Here is a 23,804-nt window from a genome sequence, read left to right on the forward strand (position 1 = left end):
TTCTGCTAATCAGCGTCGAACCAGCAATACCCCACTTTCCATGTGGTGGGTGTATGGGAACTGGTCAAACAGCGCACAGCGTTCAATGCGATGCGTGTCCTGCAACTGCTCGATGTTGGCCGCCAGCGTTTCCGGGTTGCACGAGATGTACAGAATCCGTTCGAAGCGCCGCGTCAGCTCGCACGTATCCGGGTCCATACCCGCACGTGGTGGGTCGACGAACACCGTACCGAAGGCATAACGCTTCAGGTCGATCCCTTCCAGCCGGCGGAACGGGCGAACCTCATTCAGCGCTTGAGTCAGCTCTTCTGCCGACAGGCGCACCAGGCGCACGTTATCCACAGCGTTCTCTTCCAGGTTGCTCAGGGCGGCATTGACCGAGGTCTTGCTGATCTCGGTGGCCAGCACCTGGCGTACCCGGGTAGCCAGCGGCAGGGTGAAGTTGCCGTTGCCGCAGTACAGCTCCAGCAGGTCGTCATCGCGCTCGCCGAGGGCGTCGTAAGCCCAGCTCAGCATCTTCTGGTTCACCGCGCCGTTGGGCTGGGTGAAGGCGCCTTCGGGCTGGCGATAGCTGAACACGCGGCCAGCCACGTCGAGTTGTTCCACGGCGTAATCACGGCCGATGACCAGCCGCTTGCCTTTGGAGCGGCCGATCAGGCTTACGCCCAGTTCTTCGGCCAGCTGCCGCGCTACCACTTCCCAGGCCTCGTCCAGCGGGCGGTGGTAGCACAGGGTGATCATCGCATCGCCGGCAAGGGTGGTGAGGAACTCCACCTGGAACAGGCGATTGCTCAGTTCTTCACTGGCCTGCCAGGCCGCCTTGAGGCGTGGCATCAGTGCATTGATGCGCTCGCTGGCAATGGGGAAATCGTCGATCAGGATGGCCTTGTGCTTCTCGCCCGGGGCGAACATCGCATAGTGGCGCTGGCCGTCCTCGCGCCACAGGCGGAACTCGGCACGCAAGCGATAATGCTCGCGCGGCGAGTCGAACACAGCGGGCTGCGGCGCACCGAAGGGGGCCAGCAGCTCGCGCAGGCGGGTAACCTTGGCCTGCAGTTGCGCGTCGTAGGCGCTTGGGTCGAAGACAGCACTCATGCGTTGAACCAGCCCAGCTTGATGACGAACAGGATGGAAAGGATCACCAGTGCCGGGTTCAGCTCGTGGCGGCGGCCGGAGATCAGTTTGACTGCAGTCCAGCAGATGAAACCGAAGGCGATGCCGTTGGCGATCGAGTAGGTCAGCGGCATGGCCAGGGCGGTGACCACTACCGGTGCGGCCTCGGTCACGTCGTCCCAGTTTATTTCCGCCAGGCCCGAAGCCATCAGCACGGCGACGAACAGCAATGCCGGTGCGGTGGCGAAGGCCGGTACGCTACCGGCCAGCGGGGCGAAGAACAGCGCCAGCAGGAACAGCACGGCCACCACGATGGCGGTCAGGCCGGTGCGGCCACCGGCGCTCACGCCTGCCGCCGACTCGATGTAGCTGGTGGTCGTCGAGGTGCCCAGCAGCGAACCGGCCATGGCCGCGGTGCTGTCGGCGATCAGGGCACGGCCCATCTTCGGCATGTGGCCGTCCTTGCCCATCAGGCCGGCGCGTTTGGCCACGGCGATCAGGGTGCCCGAGTTGTCGAACAGGTCGACGAACAGGAACGCGAAGATGACGCTGACCAGGCCCACGTCCAGGGCCCCGGCGATATCCAGCTGCAGGAAGGTCGGTGCCAGCGACGGTGGCATCGACACGATGCCGCCGAATGGTGTGACGCCCATCGCGATCGCCGCGACCGTCACTGCGAGGATGCCGATCAGCACGGCACCGCGCACCTTGAGCGATTCAAGGCCCACAATCAGGAAGAAACCGAGCGTGGCAAGAATGACCGACGGCTGCTTGAGGTCACCCATGCCCACCAGAGTGGCCGGGTTATCGACGACGATGCCGGCGTTATGCAGGGCGATCAGCGCCAGGAACAGGCCGATACCCGCGGCAATGGCCGAGCGCAGCGGCAGCGGGATGCTGTTCACGATCCACTCGCGTATGCGGAAGATCGACAGCAGGAAGAACATCACCGCCGAGAGGAACACCGCGCCCAACGCCACCTGCCAGGTGTGGCCCATGTGCAGGACCACGGTGTAGGTGAAGAACGCGTTCAAGCCCATGCCTGGCGCCAAGGCGATCGGGTAGTTGGCAATCAGGCCCATGGTCGCCGAGCCGATGGCCGCAGCCAGGCAGGTGGCGACGAAGATCGCGCCCTTGTCCATGCCGGTTTCGCCGAGAATGCTCGGGTTGACGAACAGGATGTAGGCCATCGCCAGGAAGGTGGTGACGCCCGCAAGAATCTCGGTGCGCACGTTGGTGTTGTGTGCTTTTAGTTGAAACAGCCTTTCCAGCATGCCCGCTCCCCGAGGCGCCCCCGGCGCCGTGAATGTATCGACCCCATCAGCAAAGCACAGGCCGTAGCGGCTGCCGTGGTTTTGCGTGGGGAGGAAAAAAGCCGCGCATCATACCAGCATGGCTGGCAGGGGCCTATGGCCGTTCAGGCCCCCGTCAACCATTGTGCAATCGATCCCGCGTAGCCAGTGTCGGGAACAGCTTTATCCACACGCCGGTCACCACCAAGGTGCCCACGCCCCCCAGCACCACCGCCGGCACCGTGCCGAACCAGTGCGCCGTGACCCCCGATTCGAACTCGCCGAGCTGGTTGGAGGCGCCGATGAACAGGCCGTTGACCGCGCTTACCCGGCCACGCATCTCGTCCGGTGTTTCCAGTTGCACGAACGCACCGCGTATCACCATGCTGATCATGTCTGCCGCACCCAGCACCACCAGTACCGCCAGCGAGAACCAGAACGAGGTCGACAGGCCAAAAGCGATGGTGGCCACGCCGAACACCCCGACTGCGGTGAACATGGTGCGGCCGACCTTGCGCTCTACCGGGAAGCGCGCCAGCCAGAACGACATCAGCAGCGCGCCCACCGCGGGCGCCGACCGCAACAAGCCCAGGCCCCACGGCCCTGTGAGCAGGATGTCCTTGGCGAACACTGGCAGCAGCGCGGTGGCGCCTCCCAGCAGCACGGCGAACAGGTCAAGGGAAATCGCCCCGAGAATGTCTGGCCGGCTACGGATGAAACGGATCCCGGCCAGCAACGACTCCAGGCTGGCGCGCCCTCGCTGCGGCACCTGCTGGCGCGAGTTCAGGCTCAGCATCAGCAGGCATGCAATGGCATACAGGACCACGGTAGGGCCGTACACCCAAATGCTGCCGAAGGCATAAAGAAACCCGCCCACGGCCGGGGCGACGATGGTCGCCGCCTGGGTGGCCGAGGCTGAGGCCGCGACCGCCCGAGGAAACAGCCCGGGCGGCACCACATTGGGCAGCAGCGCCTGGGTGGCGGGCATTTCGAACGAGCGGGTAGCGCCGAGCAGGAAGGCGAGGGCGAAGATCAGTTCGCGGCTGACGTTGTCGGTGGCGCTTCCCAACGCCAGCATCAGGGCGATCAGGCCCTGCAGGGTCTGGCACAGGGCCGCGACCTTGCGCCGGTCAAAGCGGTCAGCGACATGCCCGGTGTGCAGCATGAACAGCACCCGCGGGGCGAATTCGACGAGCCCGACCAGGCCCAGGTCGAGCACATTGCCAGTCAGCTGGTAGAGGTGCCAGCCAATGGCCACGGTGAGCATCTGGAAACCGCTGGCGGTGAACACACGGGCCAGCCAGAAGGCAATGAAAGGGCGGTGATGGCGCAACAACTGCGGTGCGGAATCGGACATCGGAAACCTGTGGCCTCGGCGCAGTAGACGGGGGCGGCAGATTATCATCTGTTTGTAACAAACGGTTACTGTTTGCCTGTGTCGGCACGCTTGCACCGGCTTTGGAAGCCCATGAGGCAACTGGTCACGCGGCAAACAACCGCACCGCCTGCCGGGCCATTCAGGACTATGCTTGGTAGCAATCGTTGATCTGGATCAATCGTTCCAGAAGCAACGAATTGGCCTATGGGTCGAAATCCCTGCGATCGAACAGAACAATTCCAACGTGCCGCACTCGACACTAACGCGGGGGCTGTGGGCAACGGGCCACGAGCCCGAAGCCGGATTACCTGAAGAGGAAGCATCATGTTCGGAATAGAAGCCCTTGAGCTCGCCCGAATTCAGTTTGCCTTTACCGTGTCGTTCCACATCCTGTTTCCGGCCATCACCATTGGCCTGGCCAGTTACCTGGCGGTTCTCGAAGGCCTTTGGCTGAGGACCAACGAGCAGGTCTACCGTGACCTTTACCATTTCTGGTCGAAGATCTTCGCCGTGAACTTCGGCATGGGCGTGGTTTCGGGCCTGGTCATGGCCTATCAGTTCGGTACCAACTGGAGCCGTTTTTCAGATTTCGCCGGCGCTGTCACTGGCCCACTGCTCACCTATGAGGTGCTGACGGCCTTCTTCCTGGAGGCAGGCTTCCTCGGCGTCATGCTGTTTGGCTGGAACCGTGTGGGCCGGGGCCTGCACTTTTTCTCAACGGTGATGGTGGCGTTGGGGACGCTGGTATCGACTTTCTGGATCCTGGCGTCCAACAGCTGGATGCAGACCCCGCAAGGCCACGAGATCATCGATGGCCGGGTCGTGCCGGTGGACTGGCTGGCGATCATTTTCAACCCCTCGTTCCCCTACCGCCTGATGCACATGGCCACCGCCGCGTTCGTTGCCACTGCCTTCTTCGTTGGCGCCTCGGCAGCCTGGCACCTGCTGCGCGGGCGGGATAACCCGGCGGTGCGCAAGATGCTGTCGATGGCCATGTGGATGGCGCTGATCGTTGCCCCCATTCAAGCTGTGATCGGTGATTTCCACGGGCTCAACACCCTCAAGCATCAGCCGGTGAAAATTGCCGCAATCGAAGGCCACTGGGAAAACGTCCCTGGCGAGCCAACCCCGCTGATCCTGTTCGGTATCCCGGACATGGAAGCCGAAACCACCCGCTTCAAGGTCGAAATCCCGGCGCTCGGTAGCCTGATCCTTACCCACAGCCTGGATAAACAAGTGCCTGCGATGAAGGAGTTCCCGCGCGAGGACCGTCCCAACTCGACCATTGTCTTCTGGTCGTTCCGGGTCATGGTGGGGCTTGGTTTCCTGATGATCTTCGTTGGCCTGTGGAGCCTCTGGCTGCGCAAGCGCGGCACGCTCTACACGTCGCGCCCATTCCTGTACCTGACGCTGTGGATGGGGCCATCGGGGCTGATCGCCATTCTTGCCGGCTGGTTCACGACCGAGATCGGCCGCCAGCCGTGGGTGGTGTACGGGCTGATGCGGACGTCGGAGGGCGTGTCCAACCATAGCTACGCCCAGCTGGGCTTTACCCTGATCGCATTCGTGGTGGTGTACTTCGCGCTGTTCGGCACGGGCCTGGGCTACATGATGCGCCTGGTGCGCAAAGGGCCGAAAACCGGCGAGGGCGATGAGCACACCCCAGGTGGCCCAGGCCAGAAACGCACGCCGGCACGGCCGCTGTCCGCTGCCGATGAAGGCCACAAGGCCACTGCCCCCAGCCTGAGCAAGGAGAACTGAGCCATGGGTATCGATCTTCCGCTGATCTGGGCCGTGATCATCATTTTCGGCGTCATGATGTACGTGGTGATGGACGGTTTCGACTTAGGGATCGGCATGCTCTTCCCCTTCGTCGAGGCTGAGCGGGACCGTGACGTGATGATGAACACCGTCGCCCCCGTGTGGGACGGTAACGAAACCTGGTTGATCCTGGGCGGCGCCGGGCTGTTCGGGGCCTTTCCGATGGCTTATTCGGTGGTGCTCGAAGCGCTTTATCTGCCGCTGATCCTCATGCTGATCGGCCTGATTTTCCGCGGAGTGGCGTTTGAGTTCCGCTTCAAGGCCAAGGACCACAAGCGCCACATCTGGGACAAAGCGTTCATCGGCGGTTCACTGGTGGCGACCTTCTTCCAGGGGGTGGCGCTTGGGGCGTTCATCGAGGGCTTCAAGGTCGTGGATCGGCACTACGCCGGTGGCACGCTCGACTGGCTGACCCCGTTCAGCCTGTTCAGTGGCCTGGGCCTGATCGTTGCCTACACCTTGCTTGGCTGCACCTGGCTGATCATGAAGACCGAGGGGCCGCTGCAAGCGCAGATGCACAAGCTCGGCCGGCCGCTGGCCCTGGTGTTGCTGGTGGTGATCGGCATCGTCAGCCTGTGGACGCCGATCGCTTACCCACAGATCGCCGATCGCTGGTTCAGCATGCCCAACCTGATCTGGTTCATGCCGGTACCGCTGCTGGTGCTGGTAACCTTCTACGGGTTGTTCAAGGCGGTGGCACGCAGTGCCAACTACACCCCGTTCCTGCTGACCCTGGTGCTGATCTTCTTGGGCTACAGCGGCCTGGGTATCAGCCTGTGGCCGAACATCATTCCACCGTCGATCTCGATCTGGGAGGCAGCCGCGCCGCCGCAGAGCCAGGGCTTCATGCTGGTCGGCACGTTGTTCATCCTGCCATTCATCCTGGGGTACACCTTCTGGAGCTACTACGTGTTCCGTGGCAAGGTCACCCACGAAGACGGCTATCACTAGGAGGGCCCATCATGGCTGGCAAGCATGGCCTTGAAGAGAAGAAACCCCTGTGGCAACGCCTGGGCTGGCTGGTGCTGATCTGGGCCGCGAGCGTGGCCGCCCTGGGTGTGGCGGCCTATGTGATGCGGCTGTTCATGAGCGCGGCGGGGTTGACCACCCATTGATGATCCGGGGCCGCACTGCGCGGCCCCGGCTTCATTTGCGGGCTTTGAGGATCACGAACTTCGGTGTCGCGGCCACCTGTTCAACCCCCCGGAACAGGCGCGCCAATTTGCTGTGATAGCCCAAGTGGCGATTGCCGACGATGTACAACGCACCGCCAACCACCAATGCCTCACGCGCCTGTTGGAACATGCGCCAGGCAAGGAAGTCGCCCACCACCTGCTGTTGGTGGAACGGCGGGTTGCACAGCACCACCTCCAGCGATTGCTTTTCCAGCCCGGCCAGGCCATCGCCTGCCTGCACCGTCACCGCGCGATCGCCCAGCGCCGCCTGCCAGTTTTCCTGCGCCGACTGCACCGCCATGTACGATTCATCCACCAGTGTGTAGTGCGCCTGGGGGTTGGCCAGCGCGCTGGCGATGGCCAGCACACCGTTGCCGCAACCCAGGTCGGCGACACGGGCATTGCCCAGGCCCTGTGGCAGGTGGGGGAGGAAGGCCCGTGTGCCGATGTCCAGGCCGTCGCGGCAGAATACGTTGGCATGGTTGAGCAGTTCGAGCGCCGGGGCCTCGAGGCGGTAGCGGGTCGGGTAGGGGGAGCGTGCGGCTGGGCGCTCGCTGAAGGTGGCCGTCAGCAAGCGCGCTTTTTTTTGCGCCAGCGAAGCCTGGACCGGGCCGATGTACTTCTCCAGCAGTTCACCCGCAGCCCTAGGCAAGTGTTTGATCATGGCCGCAGCGATGACCTGGGCGCCGGGCGCCAGATGGCCTTGCAAGCGGATCAGTTGCTCTTCGAGCAGTGCAAGGGTTTTAGGCACACGGACCAGCACGCGATCGAAGTGCCCCTGCCAATGCTCGCTGGCGGGCACGAAAGGTACGCTGTCGAAAGCCTTGCCGTTGCGCGCGAGGTTTTTTTCCAGGGCCATGCGGGCCAGGTGCGAATCACCGCTGCTGACCACTGGCACGTGGTCGACCAGGCTGACGGCCAGCGCGCCGAAACTGTCATTGAGGACCAGCACGCTGCTCCCGGCAGCCAGTGGCTGAGCGTGCAGTTGCTCGAGCAGGTATTCATCGGCGGCGTCAAAGGCCTGCAACGGGTCGTTGGCCTGGTCCGGGTGGCGGATCAGGTCGAGTTCGGCATAGGGTGTGATCAACAGGGGCATGGCATCTGGCTCGGGCACGGATCTGCCCGAGACGGATCGTCACGAGCTTTGGTACGCGATTCTACAGGGCTTTGCAGCGGGTCGCAGGCTGGGCTACTGGTCGATCAGGCCCCGCATCATCGCAATGGCGACGGCGCCGGCCTTGTTGGAGGCGTTGGTCTTGGTGATCACGCTGCGGATATGGAAGTTCACCGTGCTGAGCGACAGGGACAGAATGCAGGCAACGTCGGCTGCAGTCTTGCCGGCGGCCGACCACTTCAGCACCTCGAGTTCGCGATCGCTCATCTTCAGTGGCGAACTCAATTTGCCCAGGTGGTGCTCGCAAATGGTGTCATGCAGCGTGTGGCAAAGCCATTGCACCTGGCCGGCCTTGTCGTACAGTTCGTGGATGTCGATCTCGCCACAGGGCCTTGCCACACTGAGCTGTGTCTCGTTGTGCCGGAGGTCGTGCAGCGACTGAGTCCAGCCGTGGCGCAGGCCATGTTTGCAGGCCTGCTCACGAAAGTCCGGAGCTTCACGATACAACTCATCGGTCCACAGTACCGGCCCGGTCGAGGTGTGGCTCAGTGCTGCTGCCGGGTCCTGCTTGTAGAACTCATCGCGCTGATAGCGCTCGATCCAGGCCAGCGGGTAGTTGCTGTACAGGTACAGCCTGGGGGCCTGGGCCGCAAGTTGAATGCGCAGCTTGAGCCCCATGAACTCCATGCCCAGGTCCTGTGCCAGGTGTACTGCAAGGTCGAATACCTTCTGGGGCGTGCTTTCAGTGACCAGGCGATGTAAATGCTCGTGATTCCAGTGAGGCATTGGCCCCCTCCCTCGCGTCCTGAGGACTCAATCCGTTTGCATACCGGAACAATTGTAGGAAAAGACCGAGTGGCATGTTGGGTTTTTTTTGTTAAAGAGGTCTCATCTGCCCATGGAAACGGCTGAGTGGTCGTCTGTGCCCTTACAATCGAACGGTTTTTATCCTGGCCGCTTTGCGCGACACTGTGCGTACGCTATTCACGGAGCCCGTCATGACCGCCAGTGCCGAAAAGTTTACCCGCCAGACCCTGCTGGACGTCCAGCCACTGACGCCTGGCCTGTTCAGCCTGCGGGTGACTCGCGACCCGGGCTTTCGCTTCCGGGCCGGGCAATTCGCTCGGCTTGGCGTGACCAAAGCCGATGGCAGCGTGGTCTGGCGTGCCTATTCGATGGTCAGTGCGCCGCATGACGAGTATCTCGACTTCTTTTCCATCGTGGTGCCGGGCGGGGAGTTCACCAGCGAGCTCAGCCGCCTCGGCGAGGGTGATACCCTGCTGATCGACCGTCAGGCGTTTGGCTACCTGACCCTTGACCGTTTCGTCGGTGGCCGTGACCTGTGGCTGTTGGCGACCGGTACTGGCATTGCGCCTTTTATGTCGATCTTGCAGGACTTCGAGGCCTGGGAGCGTTTCGACAGCATCAAGCTGGTGTATTCGGTACGCGAGGCCAAGGAGTTGGCCTATGTGGATGACATTGCCGGGCTTGAACAGCGTGATTACCTGGCGGAGTTTGCAGGCAAGCTGCAATTCATCCCGGTGGTTACCCGTGAGCAGCATCCGGGTGCGTTGAATGCGCGTATCACCACGTTGATCGAGAACGGCGAGCTGGAAAAAGCGGCGGGGCTCGAACTGTCGCCCGAGCACTCACGGGTCATGCTTTGCGGCAACCCGCAAATGATCGATGAGACCCGCAAGGTGCTCAAGGCGCGTGACTTGCAGTTGAGCTTGAGCAAGCGGCCTGGCCAGGTGGCCGTGGAGAATTACTGGTAGCTGCAAGCTGCAAGCTACAAGCTACAAGCTGCAAGCTGCAAGCTGCAAGCTGCGAGCTGCGAGCTGCGAGCTACAAGCTGCGAGCTACAAGCTGCAAGCTACAAGCTGCGAGCGTTGCGCTGAGCGGCTTTTCTCTTGCCGCTTGCAGCTTGCCGCTTGCCGCTCCTCAGGGCAGGCGATTCTGGTTCTGGGATTTGAGCAAATCCCGGATCTCGGTCAGCAGCGTTTCCTGAGGGGTGGGTGTTGGCGGAGCGCTTGGCGCCACGGCCTCTTCGCGCTTCAGGCGGTTGATTGCCTTCACACCCATGAAGATGGCGAATGCCACGATCACGAAGTCGATCACGGTCTGGATGAACTTGCCGTAGGCCAGCACCACGGCCGGTACGTCACCTTCAGCTGCCTTCAAGGTAATCGCCAGATCACTGAAGTCCACGCCCCCGATCAGCAGCCCCAGCGGGGGCATGATGACGTCGCCGACGAAGGAGGAGACGATCTTGCCGAACGCCGCGCCGATAATGATACCGACCGCCATGTCGACGACATTTCCCTTGACCGCGAAGGCCTTGAACTCACTGATCATTCCCATGTTCGATATCCCTTATAACAAATGGTGGCGTCAACCCAGTGTAAACCAGCAAAACGCTTGATGCTTGCCGCTCAGGGGTAATGACTGCTCCGGGCAAGAATAGTTTTGTCGCATCCAGACGCGATCAAGACCGCTCTGCGTCGGCTATCATGGCCACTTTTTCCAGGAGACCCTGCCCATGGCCAAGGCCAAGCGCTTGTATGGCTGCACCGAGTGCGGCGCTACCTTTCCCAAATGGGCCGGCCAGTGTGGCGAATGCGGGGCCTGGAACACCCTGGTCGAAACCATGATCGAGAGCGGTGGCGCAGCGCCACCCAGCGGTCGCGCCGGCTGGACCGGGCAGCAGGCGCAGATCAAGACCCTGGCCGAAGTCAGCGTCGAGGAGATTCCACGCTTCACCACCAGCAGCACCGAACTCGATCGCGTGCTCGGTGGCGGCCTGGTCGATGGCTCGGTGGTGTTGATCGGTGGTGATCCGGGCATCGGCAAATCGACCATCCTGCTGCAGACCTTGTGCAACATTGCCGTTGGCATGCCGGCACTGTATGTCACCGGCGAAGAATCGCAGCAGCAGGTGGCCATGCGCTCACGCCGCCTGGGGCTGCCCCAGGACCAACTCAAGGTGATGACCGAGACGTGTATCGAAACGATCATCGCCACGGCTCGTCAGGAAAAGCCCCGGGTCATGGTCATCGATTCGATCCAGACCATCTTCACCGAGCAATTGCAATCCGCGCCCGGCGGTGTCGCCCAGGTGCGCGAAAGTGCGGCTCTGCTGGTGCGCTACGCCAAACAGAGCGGTACGGCGATCTTCCTGGTCGGCCACGTCACCAAGGAAGGCTCGCTGGCGGGGCCGCGGGTGCTGGAGCACATGGTCGACACCGTGTTGTATTTCGAGGGTGAGTCCGACGGCCGCTTGCGCTTGCTGCGTGCGGTGAAGAATCGCTTCGGTGCGGTCAATGAACTGGGCGTCTTCGGGATGACCGACCGTGGGCTCAAAGAGGTGTCCAACCCATCGGCGATCTTCCTCAACCGGGCTCAGGAAGAAGTACCAGGTAGCGTGGTCATGGCCACCTGGGAAGGTACCCGGCCGATGCTGGTAGAGGTACAGGCGCTGGTCGATGACAGCCACCTGGCCAACCCGCGGCGTGTCACCCTGGGCCTGGATCAGAACCGCTTGGCCATGTTGCTGGCGGTGCTGCACCGCCATGGTGGCATCCCCACCCATGACCAGGACGTGTTTCTCAATGTCGTCGGCGGCGTGAAGGTCCTTGAAACCGCTTCGGATCTGGCCTTGTTGGCTGCGGTCATGTCCAGCCTGCGCAACCGGCCGTTGGCCCATGGGCTGCTGGTATTTGGCGAGATCGGTTTGTCGGGCGAGGTGCGGCCGGTTCCCAGTGGGCAGGAGCGCCTCAAAGAAGCAGCGAAACACGGCTTCAAGCGGGCCATCGTGCCCAAGGGCAACGCGCCGAAGGAATCACCGGCCGGCTTGCAAGTGATCGCCGTGACCCGGCTGGAGCAGGCCTTGGACGCCTTGTTCGAGTAACCCGCTTGCGGGTAGTCCGTGGGCCGCTGCAGGCAAACAAAAAGGGGGAGCCGACGATGCGCATCGGCTCCCCCTGCTTTACCGCTCAGTCAGCGGTCAGTGCTCGGCTACCGGCGTTCGCCTGGGCGCCGTATTGCCATGCTCGTCCTGCTCCAGCACCGGCACCTCATTACCCTCGGCGTCGAACAGCTTGCCTTCCTTGAAGTAGTCGCCATCGCGCAGCGCAGAGATGTCCGAGTACTGGATGGTGCGCTCGTAGCCGGCGGCGAATACTGACTGCTGGTCCGAATTGCCTGCCGTGAAATGGTTGAAGATCAGGTTCAGCACGATGGCCATGATCGCTGCCGAGCTGATGCCGGAGTGGAAGATGGTCTCGAACCAGTTCGGGAAGTGGTGGTAGAAGTTCGGCGCGGCAATCGGGATCATGCCAAAGCCCAGCGAAGCGGCGACGATGATCAGGTTGACGTTGTTCTTGTAGTTGACCTTGGACAGGGTGCGGATGCCGCTGGCAGCCACAGTGCCGAACAGCACGATGCCTGCGCCGCCCAGTACCGGCGTCGGCACTGCTGCGATCACCCGGCCCATCACCGGCAGCAGGCCCAGCACCACCAGGATCACGCCACCGGTGGCCACCACGTAGCGGCTCTTGACCCCGGTCACGGCCACCAGGCCTACGTTCTGGGCAAAGGCGCTCTGAGTGAACGAGCCGAACACCGGTGCCAGGATGCTGGAGGCCATGTCGGCGCGCAGGCCATTACCCAGGCGCTTGGAGTCGACCTTGGTATCGATGATTTCACCTACGGCCAGGATGTCGGCCGAGGTTTCCACCAGGGTCACCATGATCACGATGCACATCGACAGGATTGCCGCGATGTGGAAAGTCGGCATGCCGAAGTGGAAAGGGGTGGGGAAGGCAAACATCGGGCCTTCGGCGACTTTGCTGAAGTCGGTCATGCCCAGCGCCCAGGCAATCAGGGTGCCGCACACCATGGCCAACAGAATCGAAAGGCGCGAAATGGTCGCGTTGCCCAGTTTGCTCAGCAGCAGCACGATGGCGAAGGTCAGCGCTGCCAGGCCGATGTTGGCCATGCTGCCGAATTCCGGCGAAGCACTGTTGCCGCCCATCACCCAGCGTGCGGCCACCGGCATCAGCGTCAGGCCGATGGTGGTGATGACGATGCCGGTGACCAGCGGCGGGAAGAACTTGGTAATGCGCGAGAACATCGGGGTGATCAGAAAGCCGATCAGCGATGCCGCCATGACTGCACCCAGCACGCCTGGCAAGCCACCACCGTCCTGGCTGCTGAGAATCGCCCCCATGGTTGCCACGCCAGCGAACGATACGCCCTGCACCAACGGCAGCTGGCATCCAAAGAATGGCAGGCCGAGCGTTTGCAGCAGCGTTGCCAGGCCTCCGGCAAACAGCGAGGCCGCGATAAGCATGCCTATCTCGGCACCGTTCAGGCCCGCAGCCTGCCCAAGGATCAGCGGTACTGCGACGATCCCTCCATACATGGTCAGCACATGCTGAAGGCCATAAGCCAAGTTGGCTCCAAGGCCGAGGTTTTCGTCCTCGGGGCGCTTGGCGGGAGACGTGCTAGGGGACGTAGTCATTGAGCAGGCTCACTGTTTATTGTTGTGCCGCTACTGTAGACACTTCCTACAAATGATTGCCACAAGAATTGTATACAATATTTTGATTGGAGCGCGAACAAGCAGGCTTGCAGGGTGTGCAAGAACACAATGCAGATCGCGTACCAACTCGTTGAATACGGTGTTAGAGGGGTGTGTACAACGTGGTGATACCCAGCTTGAAAGCTGTCTGGGTAGACAAGAAACACAAGGTGGGAAAGCTATTAGCTAGCTAAGAGATCCCATTATTCGATGAGTTGACGCAGCTCGCGCATCATTTCGGTGCTGTCGGCCACGTTCAATTCCACAAGACGGTGCAAATGGCTCATCGAATCGATGTCGATGTACAGGCAAATGAACCCCAGCCGCTTCGCCTCTTCATGGCGCAGCTCCACTTGCATCTGCACACGTGTGTGAGGGTCCAGCTGGATGATCGCATCGAAATCCTGCGTGAGGTCGGCGTTCCACGGCTCAGGGCGCTCGATCAACAGGCCCTTGAGCGAAAGATCGAGCAGTTTGACCGGCCAGCGGCGATCGCCCTGGCGCAGTTCGGTGGGGGCGTCGAAATCAATGCGCTGGAAGCGCCGGCGATCGTCGGAAGGAGTGGTCATGGCGGGCCCTCGTCATTAGCACTGACTATAGACCAGCCACGGGCACTGCTGCCGGATGACGGGTGGCCCGGATGACATATGGCCGAGTCACCTGGCTGCACCTTTATTCGGCAACGAAATCGAGGTTGAGCACCTGCACGATTTCAGCGTGACAGATGCAACAATCGTCTGTCGTCCAAGGGCAATCGAGTTGTCTGATCATTGAACGCCGATGCCCCTTTCCTGAACAACTGGCAAAAATGACAGGCCTGCCAGGGCGCGGCTTGCCTCCCAGGCATGAGGTGGTGCGGGTAGCTGCGTTCTAGAGCCTGTGCTCGCCGGTGGCTACATGCCAATTCGGGATGGTAAACCCTTCAAGCAAGCCCTAGACTCAAGGGGCTGTCTATTCCAACCACTTAGCTGGAAGCATGCCATGAACAACAATAACAGCCTGCTACGCCACATCCCGTGGCTGGCGCTGGCGGTCATCGGGGCTTGTGCGCTGGGTGTGGTCGCCCTGCGTCGAGGCGAGGCGATCAATGCCTTGTGGATCGTGGTCGCGGCAGTGGCCATCTACCTGGTCGCCTACCGTTACTACAGCCTGTTCATCGCCACCAAGGTGATGCAACTCGACCCACGCCGAGCGACCCCTGCGGTGCTCAACAACGACGGTCTGGACTACGTCCCGACCAACAAACACATTCTTTTCGGTCACCACTTCGCCGCCATCGCTGGCGCCGGCCCCCTGGTCGGTCCCGTGCTCGCTGCGCAAATGGGCTACCTGCCCGGCACGCTCTGGCTGATCGCCGGTGTGGTGCTGGCCGGTGCGGTGCAGGACTTCATGGTCCTGTTCCTGTCCACCCGCCGCAACGGCCGCTCGCTGGGCGACATGGTGCGCGAGGAGATGGGCCGCATCCCAGGCACCATCGCCCTTTTCGGCTGCTTCCTGATCATGATCATCATCCTCGCGGTGCTGGCGCTGATCGTGGTCAAGGCCCTGGCTGAAAGCCCATGGGGCATGTTCACGGTGATGGCGACCATCCCGATCGCGATGTTCATGGGCATCTACATGCGCTACATCCGCCCGGGGCGTATCGGCGAGATTTCGGTCGTCGGCGTGGTCCTGCTGCTGGCGTCGATCTGGCTGGGGGGCCAGATTGCCGCGGATCCGGTCTGGGGCCCGGCGTTCACCTTCACCGGCGTGCAGATCACCTGGATGCTGGTGGGTTACGGCTTCGTCGCCGCCGTGCTGCCTGTTTGGCTGGTGCTGGCGCCGCGTGACTACCTGTCGACCTTCCTCAAGATCGGCACCATCCTCGGCCTTGCCATCGGTATCCTGATCATCGCGCCAGAGCTGAAAATGCCTGCGCTGACCCAGTTCACCGACGGCACAGGCCCGGTGTGGAAGGGCACACTGTTCCCGTTCCTGTTCATCACCATCGCCTGTGGTGCGGTGTCCGGCTTCCACGCGCTGATTTCCTCGGGGACCACGCCGAAGCTGCTGGACAACGAAACCAACGCCCGCTACATCGGCTACGGCGGCATGCTGATGGAGTCGTTCGTCGCCATCATGGCCATGGTCGCCGCCTCGGTCATCGAGCCAGGCGTTTATTTCGCCATGAACAGCCCGGCCGCAGTGGTCGGTACCGACGTCGTGTCGGTGGCCCAGACGGTCAGCAGTTGGGGGTTCCTCATCACCCCCGAGCAGCTTGAGGCCGTAGCCCGCGACATCGGCGAGCACACCGTCCTGGCCCGTGCCGGGGGTGCGCCGACGCTGGCGGTGGGTATTGCGCAGATCCTGCACCAGGTGCTGCCGGGTGAAAACACCATGGCCTTCTGGTACCACTTCGCGATCCTGTTCGAAGCCCTGTTCATCCTGACCGCAGTGGACGCCGGTACCCGTGCCGGCCGCTTCATGCTGCAGGACCTTCTGGGCAGCTTCGTACCGGCGCTCAAGCGTACCGAGTCGTGGACCGCCAACCTGATCGGCACGGCCGGCTGCGTGGCGCTTTGGGGTTACCTGCTGTATCAGGGCGTGATCGACCCGCTGGGTGGCATCAACACCCTGTGGCCACTGTTCGGCATCTCCAACCAGATGTTGGCCGGTATCGCCCTGATGCTCGGCACCGTGGTGTTGATCAAGATGAAGCGCCAGCGCTACATGTGGGTCACCTTGCTGCCAGCGGTGTGGCTGCTGATCTGCACAACCACTGCAGGGCTGATCAAGCTGTTCGACCCGAACCCTGCGGTTGGCTTCCTGGCCCTGGCCGAGAAGTACAGCACCGCCCTGGATGCCGGTCAGGTGCTGGCCCCAGCCAAGGACATCGGGCAGATGCAGCATGTGATCTACAACGCCTACACCAACGCCGGGCTCACCGTGTTGTTCCTGGTTGTGGTGTTCAGTGTGCTGTTCTTTGCGGTCAAGGTCGGTTACGCCGCCCTCGGTCGCAAGGAACGCACCGACAAGGAAACCCCGTTCCAGGCACTGCCTGACGCTTGAGAGGAATGCTGCGATGTTCAACGACCTGGGTCGACTGGGTAAATACCTGGGGCAGGCTGCCCGCCTGATGGTCGGCATGCCCGACTACGACAACTATGTCGAGCACATGCAGACCAAGCACCCGGACAAGCCGGTGATGAGCTACGAGGCGTTCTTCCGGGAACGCCAGGAAGCCCGCTACGGTGGCAAGTCTGGCCCGAAGTGCTGCTGATTTGGCACACTGCGTGAACCTGTGGGAGCCTGTGGGCTCCCACAGTCATTTTCAGCTTCAGGAGATTTCTGCGTGCAGACGCCCATTCCCGTAACCGTGCTCACCGGTTTTCTCGGTGCCGGCAAGACCACGTTGCTCAAGCACATGCTAAAAGCCGAGCACGGCCTGAAAATCGCTGTGATCGAGAACGAGTTCAGCGAGGCAGGCATCGACAGCCAGCTGCTGGGTGACGAGCCGGTGCAGGTCATGACCCTGGCCAACGGCTGTGTATGCTGCAGCATTCACGGCGACCTGACCCGTGCCCTGTTTCTGCTGCTCGAGCGCCTGGATGCCGGGGAGATCGCTTTCGATCGCCTGGTGATCGAATGCACCGGCCTGGCCGATCCCGCGCCGGTGGCGCAGACCTTCTTCGTCGAAGAGGAACTGCGCGACCGCTATATCCTCGATGGCATCATTACCCTGGTCGATGCGGCTCATGCCGACTTGCATCTGACCCAGACCATCGCGCAGGCCCAGGTGGGCTTCGCCGACCGCCTGTTGCTGAGCAAGACCGACCTGGTCGAGCCGGCGGTGGTGGAGGCGCTGCGCGAGCGCCTGGCACGTATCAATGGCCGTGCAGCGATGCGCGTGGTCGAGCATGGCCGTATCGACCTGGCCGAACTGCTCGATGTGCGCGGGTTCAACCTCAACCCTGACCTGGGCGCCAACCTCAGGCCAACCCTGCGCCCAGTGTTCAGACCCACCACACCTGACCGCATCTCGACCCTGGTGCTGCGTACCGAGGTCCCTCTGGACATCGACCGCCTCAGCGACTTCATGAACGAGTTGCTCGAGACGCACGGCAAGCAACTGCTGCGCTATAAGGGTGTGCTCAACATTGCCGGAGAAGACCGTCGCCTGGTATTCCAGGGCGTGCTCAAACTCTACGGTTTCGATTGGGACGCCGAGTGGGCCGAAGGCGAAACGCGCGAAAGCGTGATGGTATTCATTGCCGATGAACTGCCTGAGGCGAAGATTCGGGCGGGTTTCGAAGCTTTGGCCGCGGGCTGAGCCGGCCAGGCGCCTGGGGGGCGAACCACTGCGGCCATGAGCTGCGGTGACGCGTGTGTACCTCGATGCAGGGGATCAGCCGCTCGGCGAGCACCTCGGTCTGCTGCACGGCTTTGGCAATGCGATATTTGACGCTGTGGATGCACTCGCGGTCGCCGAACTCGCAGCGGTTCAACGCAGTACCGCCACAGGGGCCATTGGCCAGGCCCTTGGGGCAGGTTTCAGGGCAGACGTACAACGTGTCTTCCAGGCGGCACCGGCCACAGGTGTCGCAGCCCAGCAACGGGCGCTTCACGCTGCGTTCCAGGCTGTGCAGCCAGCGGGCGCCGTTGTCGCTGGCCCACAGCGGCCGGCGCACGGCCCAGCCAAAGGCCTTGCTCAGCCAGTTGTTACGGCTGAACAACAGGGCATGAAACCCATGCAACAGGTGATAACGCAGTTTCTCCCTGGCGGTTGCGCTGACCTGCGACTGGCCGTGGCGCCAGGCTGCTTGTGGTGGGTGGAAGGTCACCGCCGGCAGGCCTGGCATCTGCCAGCTCTCGGCCCAGGCCGTTGCCCACTGTGCCTGTGAATGGATACGCGCTTGCCAGTCCTGGATACGCGCCTCAAGGGCGAGCAGTTGCTTGAGCTCGTGCACCCCGGAAAGGTGCACCCCGGCATACCCCATCGACTTTACGCCAATGATCTGCAGGGCCAGGCGATCGACGCTGCGTGCCTGGGCGTAGGCTTTGGAGACGGCCGCTTCAGCCTCGAGCATGTCGCGCATCGACGGCGAGACGGTAACGCCAGCGACATGCTCGAGCATCGCGGCACGGCCATGGCTCAGGCTCATCAGGCAGGCCAGCAGAGGCTTGGGTTCGGCCTGACGGCCCATCCACTGCATGGCCTCCAGATGCTTGCTGGCATCGAAACCCAATTGCAGGGTGAGGAAGTCGGCGCCCGCAGCGAGCTTCTTCTGCGCCTTGAGGTACTGCGCACCGCCTTCTTCCTCACGGTATTTGAAGGGGTTGAGTGCAGCCCCCAGCAGCCAGTGGGGGCAGGCCTCGCGTGTAATTTGTAGTGCGGCGACCGACTCCAGATAGCGCACTGGGCGCTCGCCTGGCTGGTGGCCGGACAGGCGATCGCCGGTCAGTAGCAGCAGTTGGTCGAGACCGGCGGCGTCCATGCTTTTCAGTTGCGCCAGCAGGTCATGGCGTTCACGGTCCTTGCCAGAAAAGTGCGGCAGGGCAGGGACCGGTTTACTGAAGCTGGACAGGGCGTCCAATGGCGAGAGGTCCAGCGGGCTACCGACACGGTCGCCGATGGCCACGGTCATTGGCCAGCCGCACAAGTGCCCACGGGCCATGATCGCCTCCATCGCAGCGAAGCGTTCGGCCGACGGCTTGGGCACGAATTCCATGACGCAGACGAAGGTTTTATCGCGCAGCGCCGATTTAAGCAGGCTCATGGCAGTGGGGCACCTGGATTTGTCAGGGAAGCATTGTGCGACGCGTCTCAGGCGCGGGCATGTCTGGAAGCGTACGAGGTTGCTCTGAACGAGACGTGCTCGATGCCTTCCATCATCAGCCATAGGCCAATAAATGGCATTGAACCCTACGAGCGGGTCAGAAGTGGGTGGCCACCGATTTCGGCGGCCTGGAAAAACCTCGGGCCTTGACCCAGGTTCAACGCTCGATCGCTAAAGCGACCCCCTGACCGCCACCGATGCACAGCGTGGCCAACCCCTTCCTGACGTCGCGCTTGATCATTTCATGCAGCAAGGTCACCAGCACCCGGCACCCCGAAGCACCGATCGGATGGCCAAGGGCAATCGCCCCGCCGTTGACGTTGACCCGCTCGGCATCCCACTCCAGCGCCTTGCCCACCGCCAGCGCCTGGGCAGCGAAGGCTTCGTTGGCCTCGATCAGGTCAAGCTCGCCCAATTGCCACCCAGCCTTGTCCAGGCAGCGCTGGGTCGCTGACACAGGGCCAATACCCATGATCGCCGGGTCCACCCCGGCACTGGCGTAGCCGGCAATCCTGGCCAATACCGGCAGGCCAAGGGCTTTAGCCTTGCCTGCACTCATCAGCAGCACCGCAGCAGCGCCGTCGTTGAGGCTGGAAGCGTTGCCAGCGGTGACGCTGCCGTCTTTCTTGAAGGCCGGGCGCAGCTTGGCCAAGGAGTCGGCGGTGGTGTCAGGGCGTGGCTGCTCGTCACGATCGAAGACCTTGGGGTCACCTTTTTTCTGCGGCATCACAATGGGTGTGATCTCGTCCTTGAAGCGGCCGGCATCGATGGCAGCCACCGCCTTGCGCTGCGACTGGGCAGCGAACGCATCCTGCTGTTCACGGCTGATACCGTACTTTTCCACCAGGTTCTCGGCCGTAATGCCCATGTGGTAATCGTTGAAGGCATCCCACAGCCCGTCACTGATCATGCTGTCGACCAACTGGCCATGGCCCATGCGCTGGCCGGTACGCGCCGACGGCATCACGTAGGGGGCCAGGCTCATGTTTTCCTGGCCTCCGGCGATCACTACCTCGGCGTCACCGCAACGGATGGCCTGGGCTGCCAGGTGCAAGGCCTTCAGGCCCGAGCCGCAGACTTTGTTCAGGGTCAGTGCCGGCACGCTGAAGGGCAGGCCGGCCTTGATCGCCGCCTGGCGGGCGGGGTTCTGCCCGGCGCCGGCGGTGAGTACCTGGCCGAGGATCACCTCATCGACCTGAGCCGGGTCCAGGCCGGTCTGCTCCAGCAGGCGCTTGATCACGGCAGCGCCCAGGTCTACTGCAGGCACGTTGGCCAGAGCGCCCTGGAAGCTGCCGATGGCGGTACGGGTTGCGGCGACGATGACCACATCGTTCATCTTGTTGTTCTCCGTGTGCAGGTGGTCGCCCAGCGGGCGCAGGGCCACCAGCTTCGGCGGGTTTGGCTCATTTGTTAAGTTTGTTTTTCTTTGCCATTGATGTGAAAACCCAATGAATGGCACCGGAACGGGTGTCCGGTTCTGGGTAGTTGCCACCGGTTCTTGCCAGCGCATGAGGGCTTGCCGGGGGCGCATCGTTTTGCATCCCTCTGATCACCCCGTAATATGTGTCGGATAACCTGTGGGGGTAGTCTCACCCTCTGATCAATCGGAATCGCCCGAGGCGGCGCTTCCCCGGCATAAACCTGACGAGGTACAGACATTGGCCATCATTCATCCTAAGGTTCGCGGTTTCATCTGCACCACGACCCACCCCAAGGGCTGCGAGCTGAACGTCCGTGACCAGATCGAAGCCACCCGCAAGCTGGGCGTGCGCGAGGATGGCCCGAAGAAGGTCCTGGTCATTGGTGCATCCAGCGGCTACGGCCTGGCGGCACGCATTACCGCAGCCTTCGGCTTCAAGGCCGATACGCTGGGCGTATTCTTCGAGAAGCCAGGCACCGAGACCAAGGCTGGCACTGCCGGCTGGTACAACGCTGCTGCCTTCGACAAGTTCGCCAAGGCCGAGGGCCTGTACAGCAAGTCGATCAACGGTGACGCTTTTTCCGATGAAGCACGCGCCAAGGTCATCGAGCTGATCAAGAACGAAATGGGCGGTCAGGTCGACCTGGTCATCTACTCCCTGGCCTCGCCCGTGCGCAAGCTGCCGCAGACCGGCGAAGTGATCCGCTCCGCCCTCAAGCCGATCGGCCAGCCGTACAAGTCGACCGCCATCGACACCAACAAGGACACCATCATCGAGGCCAGCATCGAGCCGGCCACCGAGCAGGAAATCGCAGACACCGTCACGGTCATGGGCGGCCAGGACTGGGAGCTGTGGATCGATGCCCTGAACGCCGCTGGCGTGCTGGCGCCACAGGCTCGCACCGTAGCCTTCAGCTACATCGGTAGCGACATCACCTGGCCGATCTACTGGCATGGCGCCCTGGGCAAGGCCAAGCAGGACCTGGACGAAACCGCCCAGCGCCTGGCCGGCAAGGTCGGTGGCAGCGCCAACGTGGCGGTGCTCAAGTCGGTGGTCACCCAGGCCAGTTCGGCCATTCCGGTGATGCCGCTGTACCTGTCGATGGTCTTCAAGATCATGCAGGAGAAGGGCGTTCACGAGGGCACCCAGGACCAGCTGGACCGCATGTTCCGTGACCGTATGTACCGTGCTGACGGCGCCCCGGCGGAGCTGGACGAGAAGGGCCGCCTGCGCCTGGACGACTGGGAACTGCGCGAAGACGTGCAGGGCGCCTGCAAGGCCCTGTGGCCGCAAGTGACCACCGAGAACCTGTTCGAACTGACCGACTACGCCGGTTACAAGAAGCAGTTCCTCAACCTGTTCGGTTTCGAGCGCGCTGACGTCAACTACGACGAAGATGTGGCCACCGAGGTGAAGTTCGACTGCGTCGAGCTGTAAGCCCTTGGCTTGTACCGGCCCCGCGAAAGGGCCGGTACAGTCCCGAATTTTTTGCTAGCGTTGGCGCACGACAACAGGAAGCGCGCCATGAGCAGCCTCACCCAGCCGGCCACGCCTTTTCGCCAGACCACAGCCGACGGCTATAGCCTTGGTGGTTTCTGCTGGCGCCACGCCCAAGCCAATCCCCAGCGCCCGCTGGTGATCATCAACGCCGCCACGTCCGTGCGCTGCCGCTACTACACCCGCTTTGCCGATTACCTGTTCGCCCAAGGCTGCGATGTGTTGACCTACGACTACCGCGGCATCGGCGAATCCCGGCCGCCTTCCTTGCGTGGGTTCCAGGCCTCCTGGAGCGACTGGGGCAGGCTGGATTTCGAAGCGATGCTGGTGCACGCCAGCCAGGCATTTCCCTGCCAGCCGGTGGATGTCGTGGGGCACAGCTTCGGTGGTTGCGCCGTGGGGCTGGCGCCGTCTGCCGGGCGGATCAGGCGGGTGCTGATGGTTGGGGCGCAGTTCGCCTATTGGCGCGACTACGCAGCCGATCAGCGATGGCGGCTGTTTGGCAAGTGGCACGTGGCGATGCCCTTGCTGACCCGCGTGTTCGGTTACTTCCCCGGCAAGCGCCTGGGCTGGATGGAAGACACGCCTGCAGGTGTGGTGCAGGACTGGACTACCGCTACTGCACGCTACGAGCAAAGGCCCAGCGGGCGCCAGTTGCAGCATGTGCCGTTTGCTCAGGTGCGGGCTGCAACCTTGGCGATCAGCCTGACCGATGACCCGTTTGGCACGGTGGCCGCTACGGAGCGATTGCTAGGTTATCTGCAGGGCGCAGAGCGTCGGCATCTGCGGATCGCCCCTGCGGATATCGCGGTCGAGGAGATTGGTCACTTCGCGTTCTTCCATGACCGGTTCCGCGAGAGCCTGTGGCCGATTGCGCTGGCGTGGGTGCAGCGCGGCGGGTTGCCGGCCGGTGGGCCAGGGCAGGTCATCAGCTGATGCGGCCTGCCCGGCCCGGCAATATCAGGCGTTGCGCGAAAGCGGCTGCGCGGTGAATTTCACCCCCGCCAGGCCATGCGAGATCAGCGCACGGATGTTGCCATGGTCGGTGCCTTGGGGCGTGGCCACCACGTCGCGGTAGTGTTCGCCGAAGGCCAGCAACGCCTCCTGGTCGCTCAGCCCCTCCAGCAGGGCCAGGCCCAGCGTCTTGCACGAGCCTTCGTTCTGCCCGGCGGCGTTTTCCACGCCACCGTTGGTGAAGGCCTGTGGTTGGTAGCTGTAGTTGGCGGCGATGAACGCCAAGGTGTCGGCAAAGGCGTGTTCGCCGCTGGCCAGGCTGGCGCGCAGGGTGTTCAGATCAGTCACGAGGTTTTCCTTTTTCAAACGCCGCTTGCTGGTCGGCGCTGGCTTCTTTCTGGTACTGGCTTTTCCATTCGGCGTAGGGCATGCCATACACCGCTTCACGGGCGTCATCCAGGCTGATGTCGACCTGGCGTTCGTCGGCCGCGGCCTTGTACCACTTGGACAGGCAGTTGCGGCAGAAACCGGAAAGGTTCATCAGGTCGATGTTCTGCACGTCGGTGCGGTTCTGCAGGTGTGCGACCAGGCGCCGGAAGGCGGCGGCCTCGAGTTCGAGTTGTTCTTGCGCTGTCATGGGGT

The 23,804-nt window shown here is 62.6% G+C and carries 22 protein-coding genes; 10 read left to right on the forward strand and 12 right to left on the reverse strand.

The features are described from left to right. Positions 1 to 9: 9 nt before the first annotated feature. The 3 genes from trmA to ACIPZC_RS20525 form a co-directional block, all read right to left on the reverse strand. Complete coding sequence (gene trmA / locus ACIPZC_RS20515) at positions 10 to 1,095, reverse strand: tRNA (uridine(54)-C5)-methyltransferase TrmA (protein ID WP_400629184.1); 1,086 nt, start codon at positions 1,093 to 1,095, stop codon at positions 10 to 12. Next, a complete protein-coding gene (locus ACIPZC_RS20520) occupies positions 1,092 to 2,387 on the reverse strand; it encodes an NCS2 family permease (RefSeq protein ID WP_241806542.1) in 1,296 nt (431 codons plus the stop codon). The genes trmA and ACIPZC_RS20520 overlap by 4 nt, the downstream gene beginning before the upstream one ends. Before the next feature lie 154 nt (positions 2,388 to 2,541). Further along, positions 2,542 to 3,762, reverse strand: a complete 1,221-nt coding sequence (locus ACIPZC_RS20525; RefSeq protein WP_241806543.1) for an MFS transporter — start codon at positions 3,760 to 3,762, stop codon at positions 2,542 to 2,544. A 345-nt stretch (positions 3,763 to 4,107) separates the two neighbouring features. Between ACIPZC_RS20525 and ACIPZC_RS20530 the strand changes: the two genes are divergently transcribed. From ACIPZC_RS20530 to ACIPZC_RS20540, 3 genes are read left to right on the forward strand one after another with little or no spacing between them, the layout of a single operon-like run. Further along, positions 4,108 to 5,544 carry a cytochrome ubiquinol oxidase subunit I gene (locus ACIPZC_RS20530; protein ID WP_241806544.1) on the forward strand — a complete coding sequence of 479 codons (1,437 nt, stop codon included), beginning with the start codon at positions 4,108 to 4,110 and terminating at the stop codon, positions 5,542 to 5,544. A 3-nt stretch (positions 5,545 to 5,547) separates the two neighbouring features. Continuing rightward, positions 5,548 to 6,555 (forward strand): cytochrome d ubiquinol oxidase subunit II, encoded by a 1,008-nt coding sequence (gene cydB / locus ACIPZC_RS20535; RefSeq protein ID WP_241806545.1) that lies wholly within the window; start codon positions 5,548 to 5,550, stop codon positions 6,553 to 6,555. Positions 6,556 to 6,563: 8 nt separating this feature from the next. Next, positions 6,564 to 6,719 carry a DUF2474 domain-containing protein gene (locus ACIPZC_RS20540; protein WP_241806642.1) on the forward strand — a complete coding sequence of 52 codons (156 nt, stop codon included), beginning with the start codon at positions 6,564 to 6,566 and terminating at the stop codon, positions 6,717 to 6,719. Between the two features lie 31 nt (positions 6,720 to 6,750). Here ACIPZC_RS20540 and ACIPZC_RS20545 read toward each other — a convergent pair whose 3' ends face one another. Further along, positions 6,751 to 7,875, reverse strand: a complete 1,125-nt coding sequence (locus ACIPZC_RS20545) for a methyltransferase (protein ID WP_400629187.1) — start codon at positions 7,873 to 7,875, stop codon at positions 6,751 to 6,753. Positions 7,876 to 7,968: 93 nt separating this feature from the next. Continuing rightward, complete coding sequence (locus ACIPZC_RS20550) at positions 7,969 to 8,679, reverse strand: autoinducer binding domain-containing protein (protein WP_241806547.1); 711 nt, start codon at positions 8,677 to 8,679, stop codon at positions 7,969 to 7,971. A gap of 212 nt (positions 8,680 to 8,891) precedes the next feature. Between ACIPZC_RS20550 and ACIPZC_RS20555 the strand changes: the two genes are divergently transcribed. After that, the gene (locus tag ACIPZC_RS20555; RefSeq protein ID WP_241806548.1) at positions 8,892 to 9,668 is read left to right on the forward strand and encodes a ferredoxin--NADP reductase; all 777 of its coding nucleotides are present in this window, start codon (positions 8,892 to 8,894) and stop codon (positions 9,666 to 9,668) included. A 166-nt stretch (positions 9,669 to 9,834) separates the two neighbouring features. On the opposite strand, the gene mscL is transcribed toward ACIPZC_RS20555, so the two are convergent. Then, the gene (gene mscL, locus ACIPZC_RS20560) at positions 9,835 to 10,254 is read right to left on the reverse strand and encodes a large-conductance mechanosensitive channel protein MscL (protein WP_267820948.1); all 420 of its coding nucleotides are present in this window, start codon (positions 10,252 to 10,254) and stop codon (positions 9,835 to 9,837) included. 178 nt (positions 10,255 to 10,432) lie between these two features. On the opposite strand from mscL, the gene radA reads away from it, so the two are divergent. Beyond that, positions 10,433 to 11,800, forward strand: coding sequence for a DNA repair protein RadA (gene radA, locus ACIPZC_RS20565; protein WP_241806550.1), 1,368 nt, complete (start codon positions 10,433 to 10,435; stop codon positions 11,798 to 11,800). Positions 11,801 to 11,896: 96 nt separating this feature from the next. On the opposite strand, the gene ACIPZC_RS20570 is transcribed toward radA, so the two are convergent. Together ACIPZC_RS20570 and ACIPZC_RS20575 are read right to left on the reverse strand one after the other, a co-directional pair. Then, positions 11,897 to 13,414, reverse strand: coding sequence for a nucleobase:cation symporter-2 family protein (locus ACIPZC_RS20570; protein ID WP_400629190.1), 1,518 nt, complete (start codon positions 13,412 to 13,414; stop codon positions 11,897 to 11,899). A 263-nt stretch (positions 13,415 to 13,677) separates the two neighbouring features. Then, positions 13,678 to 14,043 carry a PilZ domain-containing protein gene (locus ACIPZC_RS20575; RefSeq protein WP_012312725.1) on the reverse strand — a complete coding sequence of 122 codons (366 nt, stop codon included), beginning with the start codon at positions 14,041 to 14,043 and terminating at the stop codon, positions 13,678 to 13,680. A gap of 412 nt (positions 14,044 to 14,455) precedes the next feature. On the opposite strand from ACIPZC_RS20575, the gene ACIPZC_RS20580 reads away from it, so the two are divergent. The 3 genes from ACIPZC_RS20580 to yjiA all read left to right on the forward strand — a co-directional run bounded on the left by ACIPZC_RS20580 (position 14,456) and on the right by yjiA (position 17,783). Further along, complete coding sequence (locus ACIPZC_RS20580; RefSeq protein ID WP_400629193.1) at positions 14,456 to 16,522, forward strand: carbon starvation CstA family protein; 2,067 nt, start codon at positions 14,456 to 14,458, stop codon at positions 16,520 to 16,522. 13 nt (positions 16,523 to 16,535) lie between these two features. Beyond that, a complete protein-coding gene (locus tag ACIPZC_RS20585; protein WP_008094130.1) occupies positions 16,536 to 16,733 on the forward strand; it encodes a YbdD/YjiX family protein in 198 nt (65 codons plus the stop codon). Positions 16,734 to 16,805: 72 nt separating this feature from the next. Then, positions 16,806 to 17,783 (forward strand): GTPase, encoded by a 978-nt coding sequence (gene yjiA, locus ACIPZC_RS20590; protein WP_400629195.1) that lies wholly within the window; start codon positions 16,806 to 16,808, stop codon positions 17,781 to 17,783. Here the strand turns inward: yjiA and ACIPZC_RS20595 are convergent. Both ACIPZC_RS20595 and ACIPZC_RS20600 read right to left on the reverse strand, forming a co-directional pair. Next, entirely contained in the window at positions 17,719 to 19,230 is a 1,512-nt protein-coding gene (locus tag ACIPZC_RS20595) for a methylenetetrahydrofolate reductase C-terminal domain-containing protein (RefSeq protein ID WP_400629197.1), read from the reverse strand. The two genes, yjiA and ACIPZC_RS20595, sit on opposite strands and share 65 nt — an antisense overlap. Before the next feature lie 217 nt (positions 19,231 to 19,447). After that, positions 19,448 to 20,626, reverse strand: a complete 1,179-nt coding sequence (locus ACIPZC_RS20600; protein ID WP_400629307.1) for an acetyl-CoA C-acetyltransferase — start codon at positions 20,624 to 20,626, stop codon at positions 19,448 to 19,450. A gap of 322 nt (positions 20,627 to 20,948) precedes the next feature. Between ACIPZC_RS20600 and fabV the strand changes: the two genes are divergently transcribed. Together fabV and ACIPZC_RS20610 are read left to right on the forward strand one after the other, a co-directional pair. Then, a complete protein-coding gene (gene fabV, locus ACIPZC_RS20605; protein WP_400629199.1) occupies positions 20,949 to 22,148 on the forward strand; it encodes an enoyl-ACP reductase FabV in 1,200 nt (399 codons plus the stop codon). 87 nt (positions 22,149 to 22,235) lie between these two features. Then, on the forward strand, positions 22,236 to 23,144 hold the full coding sequence (locus ACIPZC_RS20610) for an alpha/beta fold hydrolase (RefSeq protein WP_400629201.1): 909 nt from the start codon (positions 22,236 to 22,238) through the stop codon (positions 23,142 to 23,144). Positions 23,145 to 23,168: 24 nt separating this feature from the next. Here ACIPZC_RS20610 and ACIPZC_RS20615 read toward each other — a convergent pair whose 3' ends face one another. Together ACIPZC_RS20615 and ACIPZC_RS20620 are read right to left on the reverse strand one after the other, a co-directional pair. Then, on the reverse strand, positions 23,169 to 23,510 hold the full coding sequence (locus ACIPZC_RS20615) for a HopJ type III effector protein (protein WP_241806557.1): 342 nt from the start codon (positions 23,508 to 23,510) through the stop codon (positions 23,169 to 23,171). Then, positions 23,503 to 23,799 carry a DUF1244 domain-containing protein gene (locus tag ACIPZC_RS20620; RefSeq protein WP_241806558.1) on the reverse strand — a complete coding sequence of 99 codons (297 nt, stop codon included), beginning with the start codon at positions 23,797 to 23,799 and terminating at the stop codon, positions 23,503 to 23,505. Before ACIPZC_RS20620 ends, ACIPZC_RS20615 begins: the two co-directional genes overlap by 8 nt. Positions 23,800 to 23,804 lie beyond the last annotated feature (5 nt).

The organism is Pseudomonas sp. NPDC089743 (assembly GCF_044748785.1).
In the GTDB taxonomy this organism is placed as follows: Bacteria; Pseudomonadota; Gammaproteobacteria; order Pseudomonadales; family Pseudomonadaceae; genus Aquipseudomonas; species Aquipseudomonas putida_X.

Excerpts from the sequence above, each read along its gene's own strand:
- trmA (WP_400629184.1), bottom strand. The coding sequence starts at position 1,095 with ATGAGTGCTGTCTTCGACCCAAGCGCCTACGACGCGCAACTGCAGGCC.
- ACIPZC_RS20520 (WP_241806542.1), bottom strand. The coding sequence starts at position 2,387 with ATGCTGGAAAGGCTGTTTCAACTAAAAGCACACAACACCAACGTGCGC.
- ACIPZC_RS20525 (WP_241806543.1), bottom strand. The coding sequence starts at position 3,762 with ATGTCCGATTCCGCACCGCAGTTGTTGCGCCATCACCGCCCTTTCATT.
- ACIPZC_RS20530 (WP_241806544.1), top strand. The coding sequence starts at position 4,108 with ATGTTCGGAATAGAAGCCCTTGAGCTCGCCCGAATTCAGTTTGCCTTT.
- cydB (WP_241806545.1), top strand. The coding sequence starts at position 5,548 with ATGGGTATCGATCTTCCGCTGATCTGGGCCGTGATCATCATTTTCGGC.
- ACIPZC_RS20545 (WP_400629187.1), bottom strand. The coding sequence starts at position 7,875 with ATGCCCCTGTTGATCACACCCTATGCCGAACTCGACCTGATCCGCCAC.
- ACIPZC_RS20550 (WP_241806547.1), bottom strand. The coding sequence starts at position 8,679 with ATGCCTCACTGGAATCACGAGCATTTACATCGCCTGGTCACTGAAAGC.
- ACIPZC_RS20555 (WP_241806548.1), top strand. The coding sequence starts at position 8,892 with ATGACCGCCAGTGCCGAAAAGTTTACCCGCCAGACCCTGCTGGACGTC.
- mscL (WP_267820948.1), bottom strand. The coding sequence starts at position 10,254 with ATGGGAATGATCAGTGAGTTCAAGGCCTTCGCGGTCAAGGGAAATGTC.
- radA (WP_241806550.1), top strand. The coding sequence starts at position 10,433 with ATGGCCAAGGCCAAGCGCTTGTATGGCTGCACCGAGTGCGGCGCTACC.
- ACIPZC_RS20570 (WP_400629190.1), bottom strand. The coding sequence starts at position 13,414 with ATGACTACGTCCCCTAGCACGTCTCCCGCCAAGCGCCCCGAGGACGAA.
- ACIPZC_RS20575 (WP_012312725.1), bottom strand. The coding sequence starts at position 14,043 with ATGACCACTCCTTCCGACGATCGCCGGCGCTTCCAGCGCATTGATTTC.
- ACIPZC_RS20580 (WP_400629193.1), top strand. The coding sequence starts at position 14,456 with ATGAACAACAATAACAGCCTGCTACGCCACATCCCGTGGCTGGCGCTG.
- ACIPZC_RS20585 (WP_008094130.1), top strand. The coding sequence starts at position 16,536 with ATGTTCAACGACCTGGGTCGACTGGGTAAATACCTGGGGCAGGCTGCC.
- ACIPZC_RS20595 (WP_400629197.1), bottom strand. The coding sequence starts at position 19,230 with ATGAGCCTGCTTAAATCGGCGCTGCGCGATAAAACCTTCGTCTGCGTC.
- ACIPZC_RS20600 (WP_400629307.1), bottom strand. The coding sequence starts at position 20,626 with ATGAACGATGTGGTCATCGTCGCCGCAACCCGTACCGCCATCGGCAGC.
- ACIPZC_RS20610 (WP_400629201.1), top strand. The coding sequence starts at position 22,236 with ATGAGCAGCCTCACCCAGCCGGCCACGCCTTTTCGCCAGACCACAGCC.
- ACIPZC_RS20620 (WP_241806558.1), bottom strand. The coding sequence starts at position 23,799 with ATGACAGCGCAAGAACAACTCGAACTCGAGGCCGCCGCCTTCCGGCGC.